Origin of the sequence: Pseudomonas edaphica (genome assembly GCF_965277385.1) — a bacterium.
Classification (GTDB): domain Bacteria; phylum Pseudomonadota; class Gammaproteobacteria; order Pseudomonadales; family Pseudomonadaceae; genus Aquipseudomonas; species Aquipseudomonas edaphica.
Window position 1 is genome coordinate 5923406 of record NZ_OZ255725.1, and the last position, 18939, is coordinate 5942344.

General features: G+C 58.9%; 15 protein-coding genes. 5 read left to right on the top strand and 10 right to left on the bottom strand.

The window, feature by feature from the left end; all coding sequences use genetic code 11:
• The first annotated feature begins 9 nt into the window (after window positions 1-9).
• From ACQY47_RS27040 to ACQY47_RS27055, 4 genes are all read left to right on the top strand, one after another.
• On the top strand, window positions 10-2649 hold the full coding sequence (locus ACQY47_RS27040; RefSeq protein ID WP_428553421.1) for an amino acid adenylation domain-containing protein: 2640 nt from the start codon (window positions 10-12) through the stop codon (window positions 2647-2649).
• A gap of 62 nt (window positions 2650-2711) precedes the next feature.
• On the top strand, window positions 2712-3371 hold the full coding sequence (locus tag ACQY47_RS27045) for an RraA family protein (protein WP_428553424.1): 660 nt from the start codon (window positions 2712-2714) through the stop codon (window positions 3369-3371).
• 76 nt (window positions 3372-3447) lie between these two features.
• Window positions 3448-3795, top strand: coding sequence for a DUF1330 domain-containing protein (locus ACQY47_RS27050; RefSeq protein WP_428553427.1), 348 nt, complete (start codon window positions 3448-3450; stop codon window positions 3793-3795).
• Window positions 3796-3798: 3 nt separating this feature from the next.
• Window positions 3799-5073: a histidine--tRNA ligase gene (locus ACQY47_RS27055; protein ID WP_428553430.1), complete on the top strand. Its 1275-nt coding sequence runs from the start codon at window positions 3799-3801 to the stop codon at window positions 5071-5073.
• Window positions 5074-5122: 49 nt separating this feature from the next.
• Here ACQY47_RS27055 and ACQY47_RS27060 read toward each other — a convergent pair whose 3' ends face one another.
• Complete coding sequence (locus tag ACQY47_RS27060; protein WP_428553433.1) at window positions 5123-5647, bottom strand: hypothetical protein; 525 nt, start codon at window positions 5645-5647, stop codon at window positions 5123-5125.
• Between the two features lie 547 nt (window positions 5648-6194).
• Here ACQY47_RS27060 and ACQY47_RS27065 point away from each other — a divergent pair.
• Entirely contained in the window at window positions 6195-6491 is a 297-nt protein-coding gene (locus ACQY47_RS27065) for a putative quinol monooxygenase (RefSeq protein ID WP_428553435.1), read from the top strand.
• A gap of 260 nt (window positions 6492-6751) precedes the next feature.
• Here ACQY47_RS27065 and ACQY47_RS27070 read toward each other — a convergent pair whose 3' ends face one another.
• The 9 genes from ACQY47_RS27070 to ACQY47_RS27110 are packed head-to-tail and all read right to left on the bottom strand — an operon-like array spanning window position 6752 to window position 18925.
• On the bottom strand, window positions 6752-7801 hold the full coding sequence (locus tag ACQY47_RS27070) for a hypothetical protein (protein ID WP_428553438.1): 1050 nt from the start codon (window positions 7799-7801) through the stop codon (window positions 6752-6754).
• A gap of 11 nt (window positions 7802-7812) precedes the next feature.
• Window positions 7813-9621, bottom strand: coding sequence for a hypothetical protein (locus ACQY47_RS27075; RefSeq protein WP_428553441.1), 1809 nt, complete (start codon window positions 9619-9621; stop codon window positions 7813-7815).
• A 3-nt stretch (window positions 9622-9624) separates the two neighbouring features.
• Window positions 9625-10911: a hypothetical protein gene (locus ACQY47_RS27080; RefSeq protein ID WP_428553444.1), complete on the bottom strand. Its 1287-nt coding sequence runs from the start codon at window positions 10909-10911 to the stop codon at window positions 9625-9627.
• 11 nt (window positions 10912-10922) lie between these two features.
• Entirely contained in the window at window positions 10923-11846 is a 924-nt protein-coding gene (locus tag ACQY47_RS27085) for a hypothetical protein (protein WP_017136544.1), read from the bottom strand.
• A 59-nt stretch (window positions 11847-11905) separates the two neighbouring features.
• On the bottom strand, window positions 11906-14269 hold the full coding sequence (locus ACQY47_RS27090) for a hypothetical protein (protein ID WP_428553447.1): 2364 nt from the start codon (window positions 14267-14269) through the stop codon (window positions 11906-11908).
• A gap of 10 nt (window positions 14270-14279) precedes the next feature.
• Window positions 14280-15419: a hypothetical protein gene (locus ACQY47_RS27095; protein ID WP_428553450.1), complete on the bottom strand. Its 1140-nt coding sequence runs from the start codon at window positions 15417-15419 to the stop codon at window positions 14280-14282.
• Complete coding sequence (locus tag ACQY47_RS27100) at window positions 15398-16834, bottom strand: alkaline phosphatase family protein (protein ID WP_428557398.1); 1437 nt, start codon at window positions 16832-16834, stop codon at window positions 15398-15400. The genes ACQY47_RS27095 and ACQY47_RS27100 overlap by 22 nt, the downstream gene beginning before the upstream one ends.
• On the bottom strand, window positions 16824-18044 hold the full coding sequence (gene eboE, locus ACQY47_RS27105; RefSeq protein WP_428553453.1) for a metabolite traffic protein EboE: 1221 nt from the start codon (window positions 18042-18044) through the stop codon (window positions 16824-16826). The genes ACQY47_RS27100 and eboE overlap by 11 nt, the downstream gene beginning before the upstream one ends.
• Window positions 18041-18925, bottom strand: a complete 885-nt coding sequence (locus ACQY47_RS27110) for a TatD family hydrolase (RefSeq protein WP_099547919.1) — start codon at window positions 18923-18925, stop codon at window positions 18041-18043. Before ACQY47_RS27110 ends, eboE begins: the two co-directional genes overlap by 4 nt.
• Window positions 18926-18939 lie beyond the last annotated feature (14 nt).

Genomic DNA, 18939 nt, shown 5'->3' on the forward strand with positions numbered 1-18939 from the left:
AAGGGCACTATGGAACGTTTTCAGCATGATGTAAGTGGTTCGTTGGGCCAGTTGTTTGAAGCAACGGTTGAACAGTTTTCTTCACGTCCGGCAGTCATCCATGACGGGGTCACGCTAACCTACGGCGGGCTTAGAGAGCGGGTTGATGAAGTCGCGTCTGAGCTTTCTCGTTCGTTTGGCGTAACGCCTGGTGAACGTGTAGGGGTGTACCTCGACAGGTCTGACCAGTTGATCGTGGCGATACTCGCGATCATTCGGTTGGGTGCCAGCTATGTACCCCTGGATCCAGATTACCCACTCGAACGTTTGAGTTACATGTTTCGGGACTCGAATAGCTCAGTGCTGATTACGCAGCGTAAACATAGCGCCAAAGCCACGCAGTTCAGTACAGCCGTTTTGGATCTGGACAGCCCTTTTACGCCTTCGCACAATGGCTTTGTCTATTCCACTGCGTCGACGGCCACGCAATCGAGTCTGGCTTACGTTATGTATACCTCGGGTTCAACCGGCCACCCGAAGGGGGTGGCGGTAACCCACGGCAATATCATCAACCTGGTTTTATCGGGCGGCTATACCTCTATAACCCCAGCGTCCAGGATCGCCCAGCTGTCCAATAGTTCTTTTGATGCCACCACATTCGAGTTGTGGGGGGCGCTGTTGAATGGTGCGTGCCTGATCATTATCAACGGTGCCGCAGCCTACGACCCGTGCACGTTGCCGGGTCAACTTTCCATGCATGGAATCACCCATGCGGTATTGACGTCTGCGGTTGTTTCCCATGCGGCCGCGCACGATCCTGCGGCGTTCAAACATTTGGACACGTTGTTGTTCGGTGGGGAGAAGATCGACCAGAAGTTCATCGATATGATTCTGCGCAGCGAGCCGCCCAAGCGACTGATGTACATGTACGGGCCGACAGAATGCACCACGTTTTCTACGGGGTATGAGGTACGAACCGTTGACCTGACCGCCAATAGCATCCCCATTGGCGAGGCCATCGGCGGGGCTGCTGCGTATATCCTCGACGAGTTTCTCGATCCTGTCGGCCTCGGCGTGACGGGTGAGTTATACGTCGGCGGCAGCGGCGTCGCGCATGGATACCTGAATAAATCGTCCTTAACTGCCCGGCATTTTCTGCCTGATCCGTTCAGTGCTGTCGCACAAGCCAGAATGTACAAGACGGGCGATCTGGCTCGGTACTTAGTCGATGGGCAAATCGAGTTTATGGGCCGTAATGATGACCAAGTGAAACTCCGTGGTTATCGCCTCGAATCGGCAGAAATAGAAGCGAAGTTGAGTAAAATTGCTGGTGTGAAGGACGTCGTTGTCGGGGTCAAACTCGTTGACCAAGAGAACCAATACCTCGTTGCGTTCATCGTTACCGACAATGGCGCTTCTCTTGATGATGGACTACTCAGGCGCACGCTTCTAAAGGATCTGCCTGTTCACATGGTGCCGACGGTATTTGTTTATCTGAAAGAATTTCCGCTGACGGTCAATACAAAAGTCGACCGCGCACGGTTATTACAGCAAGTGATTACGCGCGATACGGTCGCGGGTGAACCCGGGCCTCAAGTCGATCAACAATTGCTGGCCATCTGGCGCAAGCTTCTGTTGGTTGAGGAGATCGGCCCGGAAGATGACTTTTTTTCGTTAGGTGGCCATTCCCTGCTTGTGATCAAGCTCGCAGGCCATATCAAGCGCGAGTTTGAAATCGCGGTGCCCATAGATGTTTTGTTTGAACACACGCGGCTGGTTGATATGGCCTCCTATCTGCAGCGCCAATACGATCAGCAGGCCCGGTCGGCGCACGGGGAGTTGGCCGAAGCCGCGTCAGCGGGCTACGTTCAACCTTCGATCTTTGCGCCGATCATGTTGAAGCAAGGGCGGGCGTCGCAGTTATTGGCGTTGGTTCATCCTGCCGGTGGCGACGTAACCTGCTATCGCCATCTGGTTGAGAGGTTACCCGCTGAATGGACGGTGCTGGGTTTTCAACGTCCGGAATTGGCTGGGGATGGGCTGCCTTCGTTGATAAGTGTGGAGCAGTTGGCTCAACGCTATGTGACCGAATTACTGAAGGTACAAGCCAGCGGTCCGTACCGCCTTGGTGGCTGGTCAATGGGCGGGGTCATTGCCTTTCACATGGCAACACTGCTTGAAGCCCAAGGGTTCGCTGTAGAGTTTCTGGGTTTGATCGACTCCCACTTTGTTGTTTCTCAGGATCAATGGTTGTTATCCGAACATCGACAACTCGATTTGGCTTCAACCGATTTAACCCAGCATACGGGTTACCAAACAGTGTTGGCTTCATTTGAAGAGCATATGCAGGCCCACGCTACGGTACTCAGCCAGCATGCAATTGATATGGATTTTTTGCGTCGCCTGTATATTGCCAACTGGATTGCGCTATGCCGATATCAGCCTAGCCGCCCCGTGTCAGGCTTGTTTTTTTATGCAGCCCAGGACAGCCGGTCAACGTTCTCGTTCTCCGAACGCATGAGCCGCTTGCAAGCGCTTTGTAACAACCCTCTGCGGGTCAGTATTGTGCCAGGCGATCATTACTCAGTCATGGTCGCAGAGGATTTGCCACCCTTGGCAGACCGCTTTATTAACGACCTGCAACGCTCATGCGTTGGTAACCGCGCTTGAATACTTTGATGCCTTCTTATTCCACTTCGTTAAAGGAATGACCTGTGATTAACGATCCTCGCATGCAACTTCTTCACACGCCAACCTTGGCCGATGTATTGGACACCTTCGGTGTCTGGGGGGTAATTGACACGCGCGTAGTGCCTATGAACGACGTACGCGGCCCGATATTCGGCAGCGCCTATACCGTACGCTGGTCACCTGTGCGCAAACCGCGGGATATCATGGCCGCGCAACCGTCCACTTGGGACGATGTAAAGAATTTCCTGGCACCGGAGATAACGTGCGGGCGTGGAAAAATTTATGTTGGCGGCGTCGATAATGGTCTATTGACGGAACTCGCACTGGCCGGCGGTTTCAGTGCTTCGGACTTCCAGTTACGCGGATTCGAAGGCGTCATTCTGGGTGGCGCGATCAGGGATGCTCATGTTATCAAACAGCTGGAGCTGCCGGTTTGGGCGACAAATTTCACCCCGGCTGATACCCAGGGTAATTTTAAAGTGGCTGAAGCAGGAACGGCGTGCAGTATTTTGGGGGTCACTATAAGAACCGGTGATTTGATCGTGGCGGACGCATCGGGTTGTGTGGTGGTACCGCAAGACTTGATAAATGATGTGTTGACGCGAGCCTTTGAAATAGAACAGAAAGAAAAAGTGATATTCGATAGAGTTTCGTCGGGTGAAAGGCTTTGGAATGTAGTTCATGACCTGGGGCGGATTTGATTCAGCTTTTCGCGGGCTGCAGGGCTGATCAACGTTTCACTGTTGCGTGTTGGGCGTGTTTTTACAGGAGTAACTCATGGCTAAAGTTCAAAAAGGTTATGTACTGGCTATCATCAGCGTCGATGACCCGGAAACCTTCAAGCAGTATGTCGCGCGCACCCCAAAGGCCGTGGAGAAATACCGTGGAACATTTTTGTCCAGGGGCACGGATTACACAATTCACGAAGGTGAAAGCGCGCCTGCACGTATTGTGCTTCTAGAATTTGAGTCTTATCAAGTTGCGCGGGACTTTTACGATTCACCTGAGTATCAGGAAGCCGCGAATTTTCGTCGAAAGTCGGCGTCTACCCATTTTTTTATTCTGAACGGTTACGACCACAGCCTGGCAGCCTTGATGCCGGGCCTGGTAACGGACAAAGGATGAATCATGAAGAAAGTCAACGTTAACCCGGTGCGTGGAACGCGGGATATATTACCCGCGGCGGCACAGCTTCGTGACATTGCCCTTCACAAGATCCTGGGTGCTTATCAAGCCTGTGGTTTTCGTCGGATAGAAACGCCCGTACTCGAAAGCCTTGATCTGTTGCTCGCAGGGCAGGGCGGGGAAAATGAAAAGCTCATCTTCAAAGTGATGAAACGTGGCGAAAAACTCGATGTGGCTAATGCACAGGAAGAATCGGATATCGCTGAGTATGGTATGCGGTTTGATTTGACGATTCCGCTTTCACGGTTTTATGCCAACAACATTTCGCAACTGCCGACGCCTTTCAAATCGATACAGGCGGGGCCGGTCTGGCGTGCGGAGCGGCCTCAGCGAGGTCGCTACCGTCAATTTGTACAATGCGACATAGATGTGATTGGCGAGCCTTCTATTAACGCCGAAATTGACTTGATCAGAACCACTGCGCGGTGTTTGAACGGCGTGGGGCTGCGGGACTTTATTATTCGTATCAATAACCGCCAATTGATCGAGGCGTTGTTGGTTGAGTGTGGATTTGCACCCGGTGACTTTGCCAGCATTATGATAGCGCTGGATAAACAGGACAAAATCGGCATTGAGGGGGTACAGGCCGAACTTAACGGATACTCCGCGGTGGCGGTTCAGCGCCTGATTGATTTTCTAAATCAGAAAATTGAAACGCCCCAAGGTATGACCTCTGTGTTCAAGGGTACGCCGCCCGAAAATGTTATCGGGCTGATAGACGAGCTGAATGTGGTAATGGATACCGTGCGGGCGTTGTCGAAGGGGGATTTTCAAATACTGTTTGATCCTTCGCTAATCAGGGGCATGGGTTATTACACCGGGCAGATCTTTGAAATTTCCTATAAGGACTTTCCGTTCTCTATTGCCGGTGGCGGGCGCTACGACGGGGTCATTGGCCGGCTGATGGGGCGCGACGTGGCTGCCTGCGGGTTTTCCATCGGCTTTGAGCGCTTGTGCGAGGTCCTGGAAGCCGAAAATCTGAATGGTGGGGAGGGCGAGGCGCGTGCAATTGTTTTCGTTGAAGATAATGCTCAGTCGCTGGCTGCTTATGGTTTCGCCGCGCAGGCCGCACAGCAGTACGCGGTCGTCAACGTACTGAGAAAGCAAAAAAATCATCGTCGCCAGTTAGAAGGTCTTCACACCGAAGGTTACGCTGCATTCTATTATTACACCGGCACTGCTTATCAGAAACGCAGTGTGGAGTTTGAGAAAGTCTGACGGCCGTCATTCATGCTTTCGAACACCTTCGAAAGCATGAACCTATTAATTATTTGACGGTGTGTATTGAAAAGCCCATCGGCACTTCACCAAAGTCTTCCTTGATATGCAGGTTGTAGTGGGTGGCGGAAGGCAGTGTCGTAATGCAGGCATCTACAGCACCGGCGGAACATTGTATGGCGGCTTCCGAGTTGCTGGTTACGATCGTTTTCTCGTATTCATCGGAGGCTAGCAGTTGCGGGGCTGGATGGGTTGCAACTGAGCAGATCGGCCCTTGGTGTCTGGCCGCCAATACCATGTTGAAGGTCGGCATAATAAAACAATCGGAGAGTGTCAGGGTGTTTAAATTAGAGAACACCAATGTGTGCAGTTCTGGATAAACAATGCAGCCGAGTAACGCATTGGCAGGGGTTCTTGGCATTTCTTCCAGTGCTTGTTCCAGTGTTTGATAGAGCTTAACCGTTCCCGCTCTACCTTGGCGCTTATACCACTCCTTGGCGGCTTTTTCACAATTGGTGCCGGCGGGACCAAGTGTGTGGATGACTTCAATTGTTCTCAAAGTATCAGTTTGCATACTTGACTCCCTTCAAGTTAATTAATTTCCAATGTTTTAACAAAGCCTGCGGGCCTTGTAAAGTCTTGAAATACTTTATTTAGAATTTAGGTATTGCATTTTTAAAGCGGCTGTCGGCGATCTTGGTTTGCGCACTATTCTCTGCGCGAAGCCTATCCTCGGCCGGCTGGAAAAGCACCGATGGCGTGACGGCTTGCTTGATATTGAAATTGCAGGCTGGCCGGTCGTTATTCGCTAAGGATGTACGTTCACCGGGTATCGGGCTGCGCCAGCTAATGCAGGGTAGTGGGGGTACGCGCTGACCCGTCACACACTACGCCACTTTGTCTGGCCCATAAGCGCGCAGGGTTGTCTCAGCACACCAGACAAAGAAAAGCCCACGATGGGGGCGCGGGCTTAAAAGGTGTTCACTTAGGAGCTGAGTTCAGGCTAGGCGCGCCACTGTGAAAACCGCGTGAAATCTGCATGTGAATTATGTTTTTTGCACCCAGGCATCACGCTCAAGTACTGTGCTGCTTCCTTATCCAGCCTAAGTGACGGTGTGTTCATGCCAAATGAAGTGCGGCTTGTCGTGATGATCAATACCCAGCCCGGCAAGGGCTTGCAGCAGTTGGCAGCGTTTCAGGCGCTGGCACCTAAGGTGCGGGCCGAGCACGGGTGCCTGAACTATGATTTGCATCCCGTGGTGGGCAACCCCGACAGCTTTGTCCTCATCGAAAAATGGGCTTCAAAGGCTGCATTGGACGCCCACCATGTCGCCCCTCATATGGTCGCAGCGGCCCAACACAATCCGTCGTTTCGTGCCGGGCCTGCGACCGTTTTGCTGTTGGAGGACGCGGTATAAAGCCGCTTTCAGAGCCAGCGCTTTCAAGGTCTTTGAATAACCCGCGATACCCTTTAATCAAGGACGAACACTGTCACTGTGGCGAGCAGGCTTGCCCTGCGTTGGGTGGCGAAGCCGCCCCAAATCAGGCGACTCGGTGAGCCAGTTACAGCGGGCTGGGGCTGCTGCGCAGCCCAACGCAGGGCAAGCCTGCTCGCCACGGGTTGCTTTTCTTCAGCTCGATTTCTGATTCGACTTGCTTGACTGCGTAGGGCATGGTTTCAAAGCGGCACCCGCCTTATCTTGCCGCTCAATGGCACCACTGTGTTGTAGGGCGTGGGGATTGGCCGCCCGGCCAGGCCCATGCCTTCGCTGATCAGCACGGCGTCCTGTACCACACATAAGTTGGACGGCGTATCCAGGCCGCGCACCAGTACTTCGACTTCCCGGGTGTGCAGGTTGCAACGCAGCAAACGCCCACTGAATCGGGTAAAACCGCCGTGCAGCGGCTCGCCGCTCCAGTCCGGCAGCAGCGGTTGTTGCAGGTGGCTGCACAGCTCCAGCACCAGCAGCCTGCCGCGCGGGCACAACGCCAGGCCCGTGGGCAATTGCAGGCCGCGTATCACCACTTCCATCTGCCCGGTGGCCGGGTGCACGCGGATCACTTGGCCGGCAAAGTCGGCAAAGTCGATGCCCTTGCGCGCCGGGTCGCCGTGCAGCTCGCCAGAGAACAGGCTGATCAACACTGCATCCGTCTGCGGTTCGTACACCAGGGTCACGGGCACGGCTTCCTGGCCCTGATCGAGTTCCGGCAGTTGCGCAAGCACCCGTTCGTCCCTGCCTTGTGTGAACTCCACCAGTTGATTGGTATCAGGTTTTACCGCCAGCCAGCTGTGGCGGGTGGGGTGGTAGCACAGCGCATTCAAATTGCCCCGACTGTGGAACACCGGCTCAGGCGGGTTGTATTGCAGGTCGAGCAGTTGCGAGCCACCCACATAATCGGTGAGGCTGGCCAGGCAACGCCCCTCACCGCAGGCGATGTCCGATACGCCCATGATTTCATCGCGCAGCATGCGCGCCTGCATGTTCATGCTGCGAAAGCCTTGGGCAATGACTTCGCCGGGCAAATATTCGCCAGGCCGCGCAGGGTCGGGTTGCAAGCGGCTGATGCGGCCGCTGAAAGGTTGGTCCGCCAGGCCGGAGCCAGCTTCGACCAACAACAGGCTGTCATCGTCTTGCAGGCACAGGCCGCGCGGGTTGAGCAGGCCATCGGCAATCAGTGTGCTGGGGTGCAGCGCCTCAATGGGCTGCGCCGGGATATGCAAGGTCATCGGGTGTGCTCCTATTGCGGCGGCTGCCATGGGCTGCCAGTGAGGTAGGCGCGCAGCAACGCACGCTGGGCCGGCGACATCGAGCGCACGACCGGCATGAACAGCGTGGTGCCTTTGTAGGCGTCCGAGGTGCGCGCCAAAATCGCGTTTTTGGCGCCCATGATCGCGTCGGGCTGGTTGAGCGGTACGTAGCGCGACATGGCGGGGAAGGCCAGGTAGTGAAAGCGCAACACGTTCGGGTAAACCTGTGCCCAGGTGATGGTGCTGCCCTTGGCTATGCCGAAATCAGTCTGGGCGTATTTGCGCAAGTTGGTGAAGAAGGCGCCATCGTCCACGCCGTTGGCCGTGCAGGTCAGCGCGACAAAACCGGCCTGGCCGGCACTGCCGCTTTTGAGCGTGACCGGGAAGCTCACCGTCTGTTGCCCGGCATTCACGGTCAGAGACGTGGGGAAGTTAAGGAAGTCAAAATACTGCTTTTGATCGTAAGCCCCCGGCGCGCTGGCTGCGAGGCTCACCTTGGTGGCGTTGGGCACTGGTCCGCCCAGGTAGCTGACGCGCAAGGTGATGGTCAAACCAGTGGGGTAGTCCTCCAGGTACACATTGCGCTGGTCGGCATACACCCGGTACGTCGCTTCGGTGGCGTTGAGTTTTTTACCGTTCACTGCATTGGGGGCGGTGATGTTCAGCGCCGTGGTCCTCACGGCTTGCTGTTGGCTGGTATTCAGGGGCAGGTCAACGATACCGCCATACACGTAGTAATTGACCAGCGGGCTGGCGGTGGGATTGAGTGTCGTCAGCGGCGCGGCACCGGTGGCAATGGTCACCGGCCCGTAATTGGCATTCGGCCCGATGGGGCTGGTGATGTCATCGCGCACGGCGCGGAAGGTTTGCTTGGGGATGACGTTGACCATATCGAGGCTCAGCAAACCGTTGTTGCCCAGCGCCGCATAGGCGGCGTTGCCCGTGGCCTGGTTGACTATCTGGCGGCCCGGCTGGCAGCCCGGCAGTTCGCCGGCAAACGCCGGGGCCAGGGTGCCGATCACCCGGCCGATGCTCGGGTTAGGCGTGTATTTACCGGCGGCGTAATCGGCGTCCAACTGCGCCGTGGTCATCTGCGGGCACATCTCGAACATCACAAACCGCAAGACAATGCCCGTCGCCCCCGGCGCCTGGATAATCGCCTTGAGGCCGGCGCTGTTCTGGTTCCAGCTGACAATACTGCTCAGCGGGAAGGTCAACTGGAACGTGCCACTGGCATGGAACGAGCCCGGTGCGTCCATTTTTGCCGGGTCGAGCACGCGGCCGGTCACGTCGTAACTGCTGCACACCGCATTGTTGCGGATCAGCAGCTGGATATTGTTGTTGCCACCAATTTGCAGGCCACCGACAAAGATCTGCGTGGTAGTCGAGGCGCTGGGGTCCAGGTCCACCATCATCGGGCCGGAGACCGGGCCTTGGCCGGTCACGGGGTCTACCGAACCGAGCAGGTACACCGGCTGGCCAATCAGGTCGCCGGTGGTGCTTATGTTGCCCGGCACACCTTGGGAACTGATCAAGGCGTTCTGCATGTCCACCACATGCTGACCATAGTGGTTCCAGCCGCCGGCGGTGTAGTAGTTGCCGGCCGGCGCGTTGATCATGTTGTTCAGTTGGTCATCGGTATAAGACTGCGCACCCGGCGCCAGGGTCGAGGTGGTCAGGTCGAACAGCGGCCATTTCGGGTTGCCATTGAACGGGATGGTCGGTGAGTTGTTCGGCAAGCTCACGTCGGTGCGGATGCCGCCCCAGAAATTCAGTCGTGGTCCATTGAGGATGCTCATGGTCTATTCCTTGTCCGTGGCGTGTGGGGTGACGGGCGGGTTGGCAAATTTGAACAGGTACGAGAAGTCAGACTTGAACGGGCTCTTCACCGGCGTGGCCATGGAATGGCAATTCATGCAGCTGCTGTTGGGCTGGATATAACTCTCCATGGTCACGTTGGCCGAGAGCGACGGTGTCGGCTGGCCCAGTGGGTTGCTCGGGTTGTTGGGCATCAGCGGGCGCTGGGTGGTGATCAACTGGTAGTACTTCAAAACGCTGCGTTGCAGGCCGGGGTTGGCCTGGTAACTGGCATTCACCCAGCCTGTGGCGTCGGCAATCGGCGTTACGCGGTTAAGCGGGTTCGGCGTCTTGAATGTGGTGCCGGGCTTGGGCACACAGACCAGTTGCGTGCCCTGGGTCTGCCAGTTGCACGGCGACTGGTTGAGCGTGGCGGCCGGGGCCAACGGGGTGTAGTAGGAATACGCCGTACCGGACACCGGCTGATCGACCCACTGGCCATTGACCTTGGCCTTGGGCGGCACGTTTTCGATCTGCTCGAAGGTCGACCAGATCCACTGCGGGTAGCCATTGACCTTGGTAATGATATGCAGGCCCACCAGCCCCAGATACGCCTCGGTCACCCCGGTGCGTTGGCCCTGGCTGTTGAAGGTGGCCACGCGCGCAATCTGCGTCAGGTAATGGCTGGCGTTGTCCCTGGGCGTGAGGATACGCCAGCTCGATTTGATCTCGATCACCCCATTGGGGAAGCTGATGTTATTGGCTTTGGACACCACATTCGCGTTGTAGAAGCGGTTGCCGACAATGTAGTTATAGGACGCCTGGTTGGCCGAGATATCGTAGTAGGTCGGGTTGCCCGCCTGGTCGATCAGCCAGCCACCGACCGCCTGGTCGATGGAGTTGACCAGCGAACTGTTCTTCAACGCAGCGATATTAATGATGCCCAGGCTGCGGGCCGTCAGCGGGCTGTTCCACGGCCCAGGGTTGGCGGCGCCCGGCAGGAAGATCTCACTGACGGTCTTGTAGGTCTGCCACACGGTGTAGCCAGAATCCCCAGGCTGTTTGTTGCAGTTGGGCGTGCCACGCTGCCCGTCCTGGGCCGGCCAGTTCAGGGCGACGAACATCTGCCAGCTGTATTGATCGAACTGGTCCTGCGGCGCATTCGCGGCGGGTGCGCTGGTGGGTGGCTGGCAGTTGAGCTGCGTGGCCAGCGTCGACGGCTGCGGTGCTTCGCGCGCCAGGGCCGGCAGGCTGACCAGCCCCAGCAGCATCACACTCAGTAGTGTTTTCATGATGATTTTCCTCAAGGCTTACGCTGCATCAACTGGTTCCATTGCGCCTTATGGCCGTTGCTCTGGGACGCCGGCGGCTCGAACAGCTGGCAAGGCGGCGGGTTGGACGGGCACATCGCAGCCACTTGGTCCCAGGTCTGTCTGGGGTCGGGTTTGGCGATACGGAAGTTGGTGTAGTTCTGGCTCACGATCGGCGCATTGGCCACGCTGGTGTCCCCGGAAAAGAAGAACGACTGCGGCGAACGGTAGGGTGGTGCGCCTGTCTGGCGCTTGTTGAAGGCATAACCAAACAGGATCGGCCCCGACGGTGATTGCAGGTCCAGGGCATAGGCCTGCACGCTGGCGTTGAGGTTTTTGCTGCGCTCGGCGCTGTAGGGCAGGTGCTCGATAAAGTCCTGGCGCGGTGGGTGGTTCATCGGCGAAAACATGCAGCAGGCCGGCATGTCTTTCGGGCGGTCCTGCGGGTAAGTCAAAAAGTACGCCTTGTTGCCCAGGGACACGAACGAGCAGGTGTAGTTGTTGTTCTTGATCGGGAAGATCGGCAGGCAGTACTTCTCGTAGTGCTCCATCATCGCGCCGAAGCCGTCGCCATCCGGCGGGATATACGTGGTGTCGTAGTAGCTCGTCCCGCGCGAGACCGTGTAGTCGGCAGGTGTGAGGGTCGAGGGTGGATTGCTATAGGGCGGCGGGTTTTTCGCGTAGTTGTTCATGACCCGGTACATCGTCCAGTCGCTGATCCATTGCGCCGGGAAAAACGGATCGGACGGCTCGCCTGGCGCGCGTTTGGCGATGCAGTTGCCGTTCTGCTCGTTGCACCCTTCGCTGTTGTGTACACCATTGGTGAAGTACACGGCGCCGCTGTCGTCGGCGGCAAACGCGGCGGGGCTGAGCAGCACAAGCAGCAGCAACAGTCGGCTCAAAAGGCTGGTGTTCATAGGACACTCCTGTGAGGTGCCGGGCAGCCGTCAGGCCACCCGGCGCTCCTGCGTGTGGCTTAGTGGTAGTCGCTCATGCTCAATTGCACGGGCGGGTAGTTGCGTTTCACCAAGGCTTGCGCCCACAACTCCAGTACGGCTCGACGGCTTTGCGGCATGTCTCGCGTAATGGGCATCGCCAGGGTGCTTTCTTCCTGATAGGGCTTGCTGATCAACACAATCAGTTGGTCCACCGCGCCCTCAATGCGCGACAAGGAGTTGAGCGGCATGAACTTGCTCATGATCGGGTACAGGTAATAAAACGGCTGCAGGATGAAGGGGTAGATGAAGGTCTCCCAGATCAGCTGGCCGGCGTTTTCGCGCTGATAAATCAGGTTCCAGGCGTTGACGAAGTTCTGCTGCAACTGCGGTTCCAGCGGCAGCACCCGCAGCGGCGCGAGGAAGTCGGTGAAGGCCGTGGGCAGCGGGAAGCTGAACGGGATCGCCGGTGCCTGCTGACCTTCCTGCACAAAGAAACGCAAGGTCGGAAAACCCGGCGCCTGGGCGGTGACGGTCAGGTTGGCGATGCCGTTGGCGTCGGTCTGGATCTTCGCCAGGCTGTATTGCACCGTACTGTTGAGCGGGTCTTGCAAGGTGCCTTGCATGGCGATCGGGTTGGCGAACGTGAGCGTCGGGCTTAAGGCGACGGCGGCAGGCGTCGGTAAAAATTCCTGGTAGGTCACCGGCGTCATTTGATCGGCCGACACCGCCAGCCGCGTGGCCATCAATTGGCGGCCGGTGCCCTCGGTCACGTGGCTGCGCAGCGTGGTTGCGCCTTGAAATTGCGGCCAATTGGCGCTGTTATTCGCCGGGTTGGCCGGGTCGTTGTTGAACAGCGTGAAGTTCGCCGCGTTGCTGAAGGCCAGGTAGTAGTCGGTGGTACACAGCATGTAGGCATTGCCGTATTCGGCCACCCACAACGTGGTGCCGGCAGGCGCGGGGAGGCCGTCGTATTGCACCATCACCTGCAGGGTTTTGGTGTCGCCCACGTCGATAAAGCTCGCGCTCTCGACGACTTCGGCGGTCCACATCTGCTGGGTCGCGGCGATCACGGGCGTGGTGCCGGGCTGTTGCAGTTCCAGGGTGCCGGTTTGCAGGAGTGCCTGGGCGTCCACGCCCAGCGGCAGGTCGAGGATGCCCGAGCGTTTGTCGAAGGCCGCCTGTTGATAATCGTCATAACCAAAACTGGCCAGCGGGCTGAATTGCGTGCCCTGGCGGATGCCGATCTGGTAATTGCCGGCCTGGAATTTGGCCGCGACCGGGATGTCGGCCGTCTTGTCGATCGGGTAGAACGGGAAGGCATTGCCCAGGTCCAGCGACAGGGTGTTGTCGTGGGCCTGCGCCGAGATCACCCCGAGCTGCGCCTGGGTGGCCGTGCCCGGCGAGGTCTTGTAGATGGGCACTGCACCGGTCGGTACCAGGCGCCGGCCGGCGGGGGCGGTGGGGAACTCATCGTCGAGCCACAGGCCCAGGGTGCCGACCGTGCGGCTATAGGCCGGGTTGAAGAAGATATCGCCGACGTTATCCAGCCCCTGTTGGTACATGGCCTGCACCTGGGCCTGGGCCGCCGCGCTGGAGGAGTGGGTGTCGATCGGCGGGTAGTTGTTGAGGATGCCGTTCTTGTCGTAGCACGTCAGGTAGGTCGAAAAACGAAACATCAGCCCCTTGGCATTTTGTTGCGCCATCTGGGTCTGCAGGTTTTGCAGCAAGGCGGAATTGCCGATCACCCATTCCAGGTTCTCTTTGGGGAAACAGGTTTGCCAGGTGGTGGTCACGTAGGCCAGGCCACCGAGGTTGGCCCAGTTGAAGTTGAGGAAACGGTCGAGCATGCGGAACTGGCGATTGAGCGTCAGGCCGCACTCGGCATTGCCCAGCACCAGCTTGTCGAAGTACAGCGTGGTAAAAGTGTTCTGCCAGGGGCTCACGTCGACAAAGCGCGCCGGCGAGCTGGGGGCACCGCCGAAGGGGTTGCCGAGCAACTGGAAGCTCTGGTTGATCAGCGGGTCCTGGTCCACGTAGCCACCGTCGGGCAACTCGCCGCCGGTGATCACCGACTGGGTCTGGTTGTAGCTCACGGTGCCGCAGGCATTGTCGCCGAACAGGTTCCACTCGCCAGGGATCATTGGCGTGGTCAACTGCCCGGCATTGCCTGGCACCTGCATCACGTAGTCGGGCACGCTGGCGGGCGGCAGCGGGGCGATGGTCCAGGGCAGCAAGGTGCTGGCGGCATTCAGTGGCGTGATGTCGAAGGCCTTCAAGAACGGCCAGTTCATCTGCATTTTTACCGCATCGTACAGCGGGTACATGTCGTTGTTGTTGGCCGTCGGCGGGTTCCAGAACATATGGCCGCCCAGGTAGATACGCGGGAAATTCAAGACGCTCATGTGAGGCTCCTTAACGTTGCCACTGGGCGCGTTTGAGCGACCAGACAAAGTCCAGTTTGTGGTAGCCGACAAAGTCGGAGGCGGGCAGCGGTGCGGTGGGGTAGACGATGCCGCCGTCTTTGTTCAAGGCGAAATTGAAGTAGCCCTGCTTGGGCGAATAGGCCGCGGTGCCATGGCAGGCAAAGCAGGAAGATTCACTTTGGAACGCCGATTCCAGTTGGGAGTTGGCCAGTAACGTTGGCGTGGTGTTGGATTGCACGCCGATCAGCTCGTACTGCGCCAATGCCGGGTATTGAGCCTGGAAGGTGGCGTTCACCGGCTGCGCCGCCGCTGTTGGCCCGGTGCTGTTGGTCATCGGCGCGGCGGGTGCGGCGTTGGTCACCGTGTACTGGCTGTTGTTACGGTTTTCGAAGGTGGTCCACACCCAATCGGGGTTCAGCTTGTTGATCACATGCAAGCCGCTCAGCGCGGCATAGCCAACCTGATACTGCTTGCCCTGCTGGTAGTAGGCCTGGGCAATGTAGTAACCCTGGCTGGCCAGTTGTTGCTGGTAGGCCGTGTCGTTACCGATCCACAGCCACGCGGCTTTCAGCTCCCAGGCGGTGGAGGGGAAGTTCAGGTCGCTGGTGAGTGCGGCCTGGCCGTTCACGTTGTAGACCTTCTGCTGCACGATGTATTCGAACGTGTCCTGGCCCATCAGCAGTTGGAAGCGCACCGGCTGGCCTTTCTCGGCTGCCGGCACCTGGCCGCCCATTTGCAGGATCAGCCCGTCCACCTGTTGCGTGGCGTTGAGGTTATGCAAGATTCGGTTGGGGTTCATGCCCATCGCCTGGGCCTGGCTCAGCACGGCGGCGGGTGGCGGCACGCTTTGGCCATACGGCAGCGGTTGGGCGCCGTTAGGCAGGTAGACCTGGTCCGACGGTTTGAGGGTTTCCCAGACCCGGTCAGGGCTTTGCGCGCCGGCAGGCTGGTTCAGGCAGGCAAACCAGTTCCAGGCGAGGGTGTCGGGGCCTTGGGTGAAGGCGGCCCGGGTGGCGTCGAGATTGCCTCCAAACTGCAGAAAGTTGCTGCAATCGAAGGGGGTGGTGTCCTGTGCCTGGGCCAATCCGGCCAGTGCGCTCAGGACCGTTATAGATAAGGCTCGCCGCATGAAAGCTCCTTGGCATTCGCCAGTTCGAGGTGAGGGCGCCCCAGGAAGTGCTCCAGGAGCAGTTGCTTGACTGCCGTCGCCGCCAGTTGTTGCGGCAACGCCAGGTCGCAATTGGTGATCAGCAGCGGGCCGGTCTGCGCACTGCCGGGCAGACGACCATGGCTGCCACGGACTAACCCTGTGTCCAGTGGGATCAGGTCCATGTAGTAGCGAAAACCGAGTTTTTTTTGCAGCAGGCGGCGCGCCACTTTGAGCTTGGGCAAGCGAATGGCCGGGTCGATAAACAACTCGACCGGGTCGTAGCCGGGCTTGCGGTGAATGTCCACGGTGCGCGCAAAATCCGGCGCTTTGCGTTCGTCCAGCCAGTAGTAGTAATCGAACCAGAACCCGGCGGCGGCCACGGCCACCAGCTCGCCGCTGCGTGGATGGTCGAGCTGCCAAACGCGTTGTTCGGCTTTGTCCAGCACCTGCTCGATGCCGGGCTGGCGCTGCAACAGGGCTTTGACCCGCGGGATGTCTTGCGCGTGCTTTACGTAGACATGCGCAACCTGATGGTCCGCCACCGCAAATGCCGCGCTGGCGCCGGGGTCGAGCAGTTCCCAGCTCAAGGATTGGCGCACCTGCAACAGGCCTTCGGCGCGCAGCACGCGGTTGATCGACACCGACTGCGCGACGGCTTCGATGCCATACTCAGACAGCAGCATCACCGCCGCGCCCTGGGCCTCGGCGAAGGCCAGCAAACGCCCGACTTCGTGGTCGATGGCGCGCACTTCATCAGCAATCGACGGGTGCTCAGGCCCCACGCGCTGCAAGCTGTAATCAAGGTGCGGCAGGTAGATCAATTGCAGGTGCGGCCGGCTGATCTGGAACTCGGCCATGGCGCACTCGACAATCCAGCGGCTCGACGCGATGCTCGCTGCCGGCCCCCAAAAACCATGGAACGGGAACTCGCCAATCTGCGCCTCGATCTGCTCATGCAAACCGGGCGGCGACGAATACAGGCCAAATTGCTTGCGCCCGTCGGCCGGGTAATGCGGGCGCGGTGTGATGGAGGCGTCCACATCGGCGTACATGTTGTACCACCAGAACAACTGGCTGCAGCGAAAGCCCGGCATTTCACGCTTGAGGGTGTGCCAGACCTTTTCGCCCTGGATCAGCGCATTGGGTTGCAGCCAGAAACGCACTTCGGCCTGGTCGCGAAAGTACCAGCCATTGCCGACGATCCCATGCTGCGACGGCGGCGCGCCGGTGAGGATCGAGGCCTGCACCGTGGACGTCACGGCAGGGAACACCGGTTGCAGGCTGGCCATCTTGGCGGTCTTGAGCAGCGCGTTGATCTGCGGCGTCGCCTCGCCCAGCAGCGACGGCGTCAGCCCGACCACATTGATCAGCAGCAGCGGTTGCTCAGAGCGCATCGGCATACGCCTCCTGCATCAGGGTTTGCAGCAGGTTGCGCTGGCGCAATTGGCTCTCGACCCAACGCAGCTCGGCGGCGATGCCTTCCAGCTGCGCCTGTTGCGTGGTGGGCCGCAGTTGCGCGGGCAACACGCCCCAGCTGTAGGTTTCCACCTCGAGCACCGGGCGGAACTCAGTGTGGGCGGCCAGGTAGTCGAAGGTCTGGGCCAGGGCCGCCTGGCTGCCGCGCAGCTCGGGCAACAGCAAGTGTTCGCTGAACAGCGGGATATGGAAGTGAATGCGCAGTTCGTTGAACCCGGTGCAACCTTGCAATGCCGCCGGCAGATCGGCCCAGGCCACGCGACGGCCCTGTGCATCGAGTGCCTTGACCTGGTGCAGGTAGGTGGCTTCGGCAAAGCTTGCGAGGGTGTCGAGCACGGCTTCGCGACGAACGGCATCGTCGGGCGGCAAGTGGCAGATCATCGCATTGGACAGCTGGACCTTGCCCACCGGCACGCCGGCGGCACGCAGCCGTTCCAGGGATTGATAACAATCCTCGAACATCACCGCTTGGTGGCACACATCAAAACACAGCGCCAGGTAGGCATGGTTCGGGTCCATGGCCTGCCGGTGCTGGAAGAATGCGAGGGTCTGCTCGGTGTTTTCCAGCACACAGTCGGGCTCCATCTCCAGGCAGAACACAATTTTCTTGCCGGTTTTGTGGTGCAGCGTGGCAAGTGCGGCTGTGAGTTGGCTGAGGTGTTCATCGGCGCGCAGTTGCCGCGCTTTGCTCCAGGTTGCGGCATAGCCCAGCGGCACCGTGGAAATTACCCCTTGGCGGCAATCGTCGGGCAGGGCGTGGGCAAGGATGCGCGCCAGGTCCAGGCTGTAAGCCAGCCGTTGCGGGTCGGCCCAACTGGGCAAATACACCTGGGCCTTCACCGCGCCCTGGTGGAAGTCGCCATAGGGAAAACCGTTCAGTGAGGTCAGGCGCACGCCGCTTTGCTTGAGTAACTGCACAAACTGCGTGCGCGCCGGGGCGTGCTGTAATTGCGCCGCCGCCTGGGCGCAGATCCACAGGCCGCTGTCTTGTTGGGCCAGCCCGCGCAAGGTGCGCACGCCCTGAAAATGCTCGGTGATGGAGGCGCGCAGCCCGGCCAGGTCGCGTGCCGGGTGTACATTGCTGCAATAGCCGATCTGGCTGGCCGCCCAGCCCTTGGCGGCGTTCATTTGACCACCGGGTCCTGGCCACGCAGGGCCGAGTTTTCTTGCCATTGCTTGCGTTGGTCGATGGGCAGCGGCGTGCTCACCAGGGCCTTGTCGAGTTGGCCGCTCTGGGCAAAAAAATCCACCGGGTTATGGAACAGCACCTGTTCCACCTGGGCTGCACTGAAGCCGGCCGCGAGCATCGCCTGGCCGGTCTTGGGCACCTTGAGCGGGTCGCTGATGCCCCAGTCCGCCGCGCTGTTGACCACCATTTTTTCGGTGCCGTATTCCTGCAGCAACGCGACCATGCGCTGCTCCGACATCTTGGTGTTGGGGTAGATCGAATGGCCGCGCCAGCAGTCGCTGTCGAGCACCAGCGGCAAGGTCAGTTCGTTGAGGTGGTCGATGATCACCAGGTGTTCGGCAATCCCCACTTCGCGGATCACGGCGAGGGTGCGTTTGGTGCCGCCGATCTTGTCACGGTGCGGCGTGTGCACCAGCACCGGCAGGTTGAATTGCTTGGCCAGTTCCAGTTGCGCGGCGAGGAAGCGGTCCTCTTCGGGGGTGATGTCGTCGTAGCCGATTTCACCCACCGCCACCACACCATCCTTGACCAGGTAACGCGGCAGAATCTCCAGCACTTCATTGGCAATCGACAGGTCATTGGCCTCCTTGGGGTTCAGGCCGATGGTGCAGAAGTGGTGGATGCCGAACATGCTCGCGCGAAAGCGTTCCCAACCCAGCAGCGTGTCGAAATAGTCGACGAAACTGCCCAGGCTGGTGCGCGCCTGGCCCTGCCAGAACGCCGGTTCGATGACCCCGGTGATGCCGGCGGCGGCCATGTTCTGGTAGTCGTCGGTGGTGCGGCTGACCATATGGATATGCGGATCGAAGTACTTGAGCATGGTGAATCCTCGTC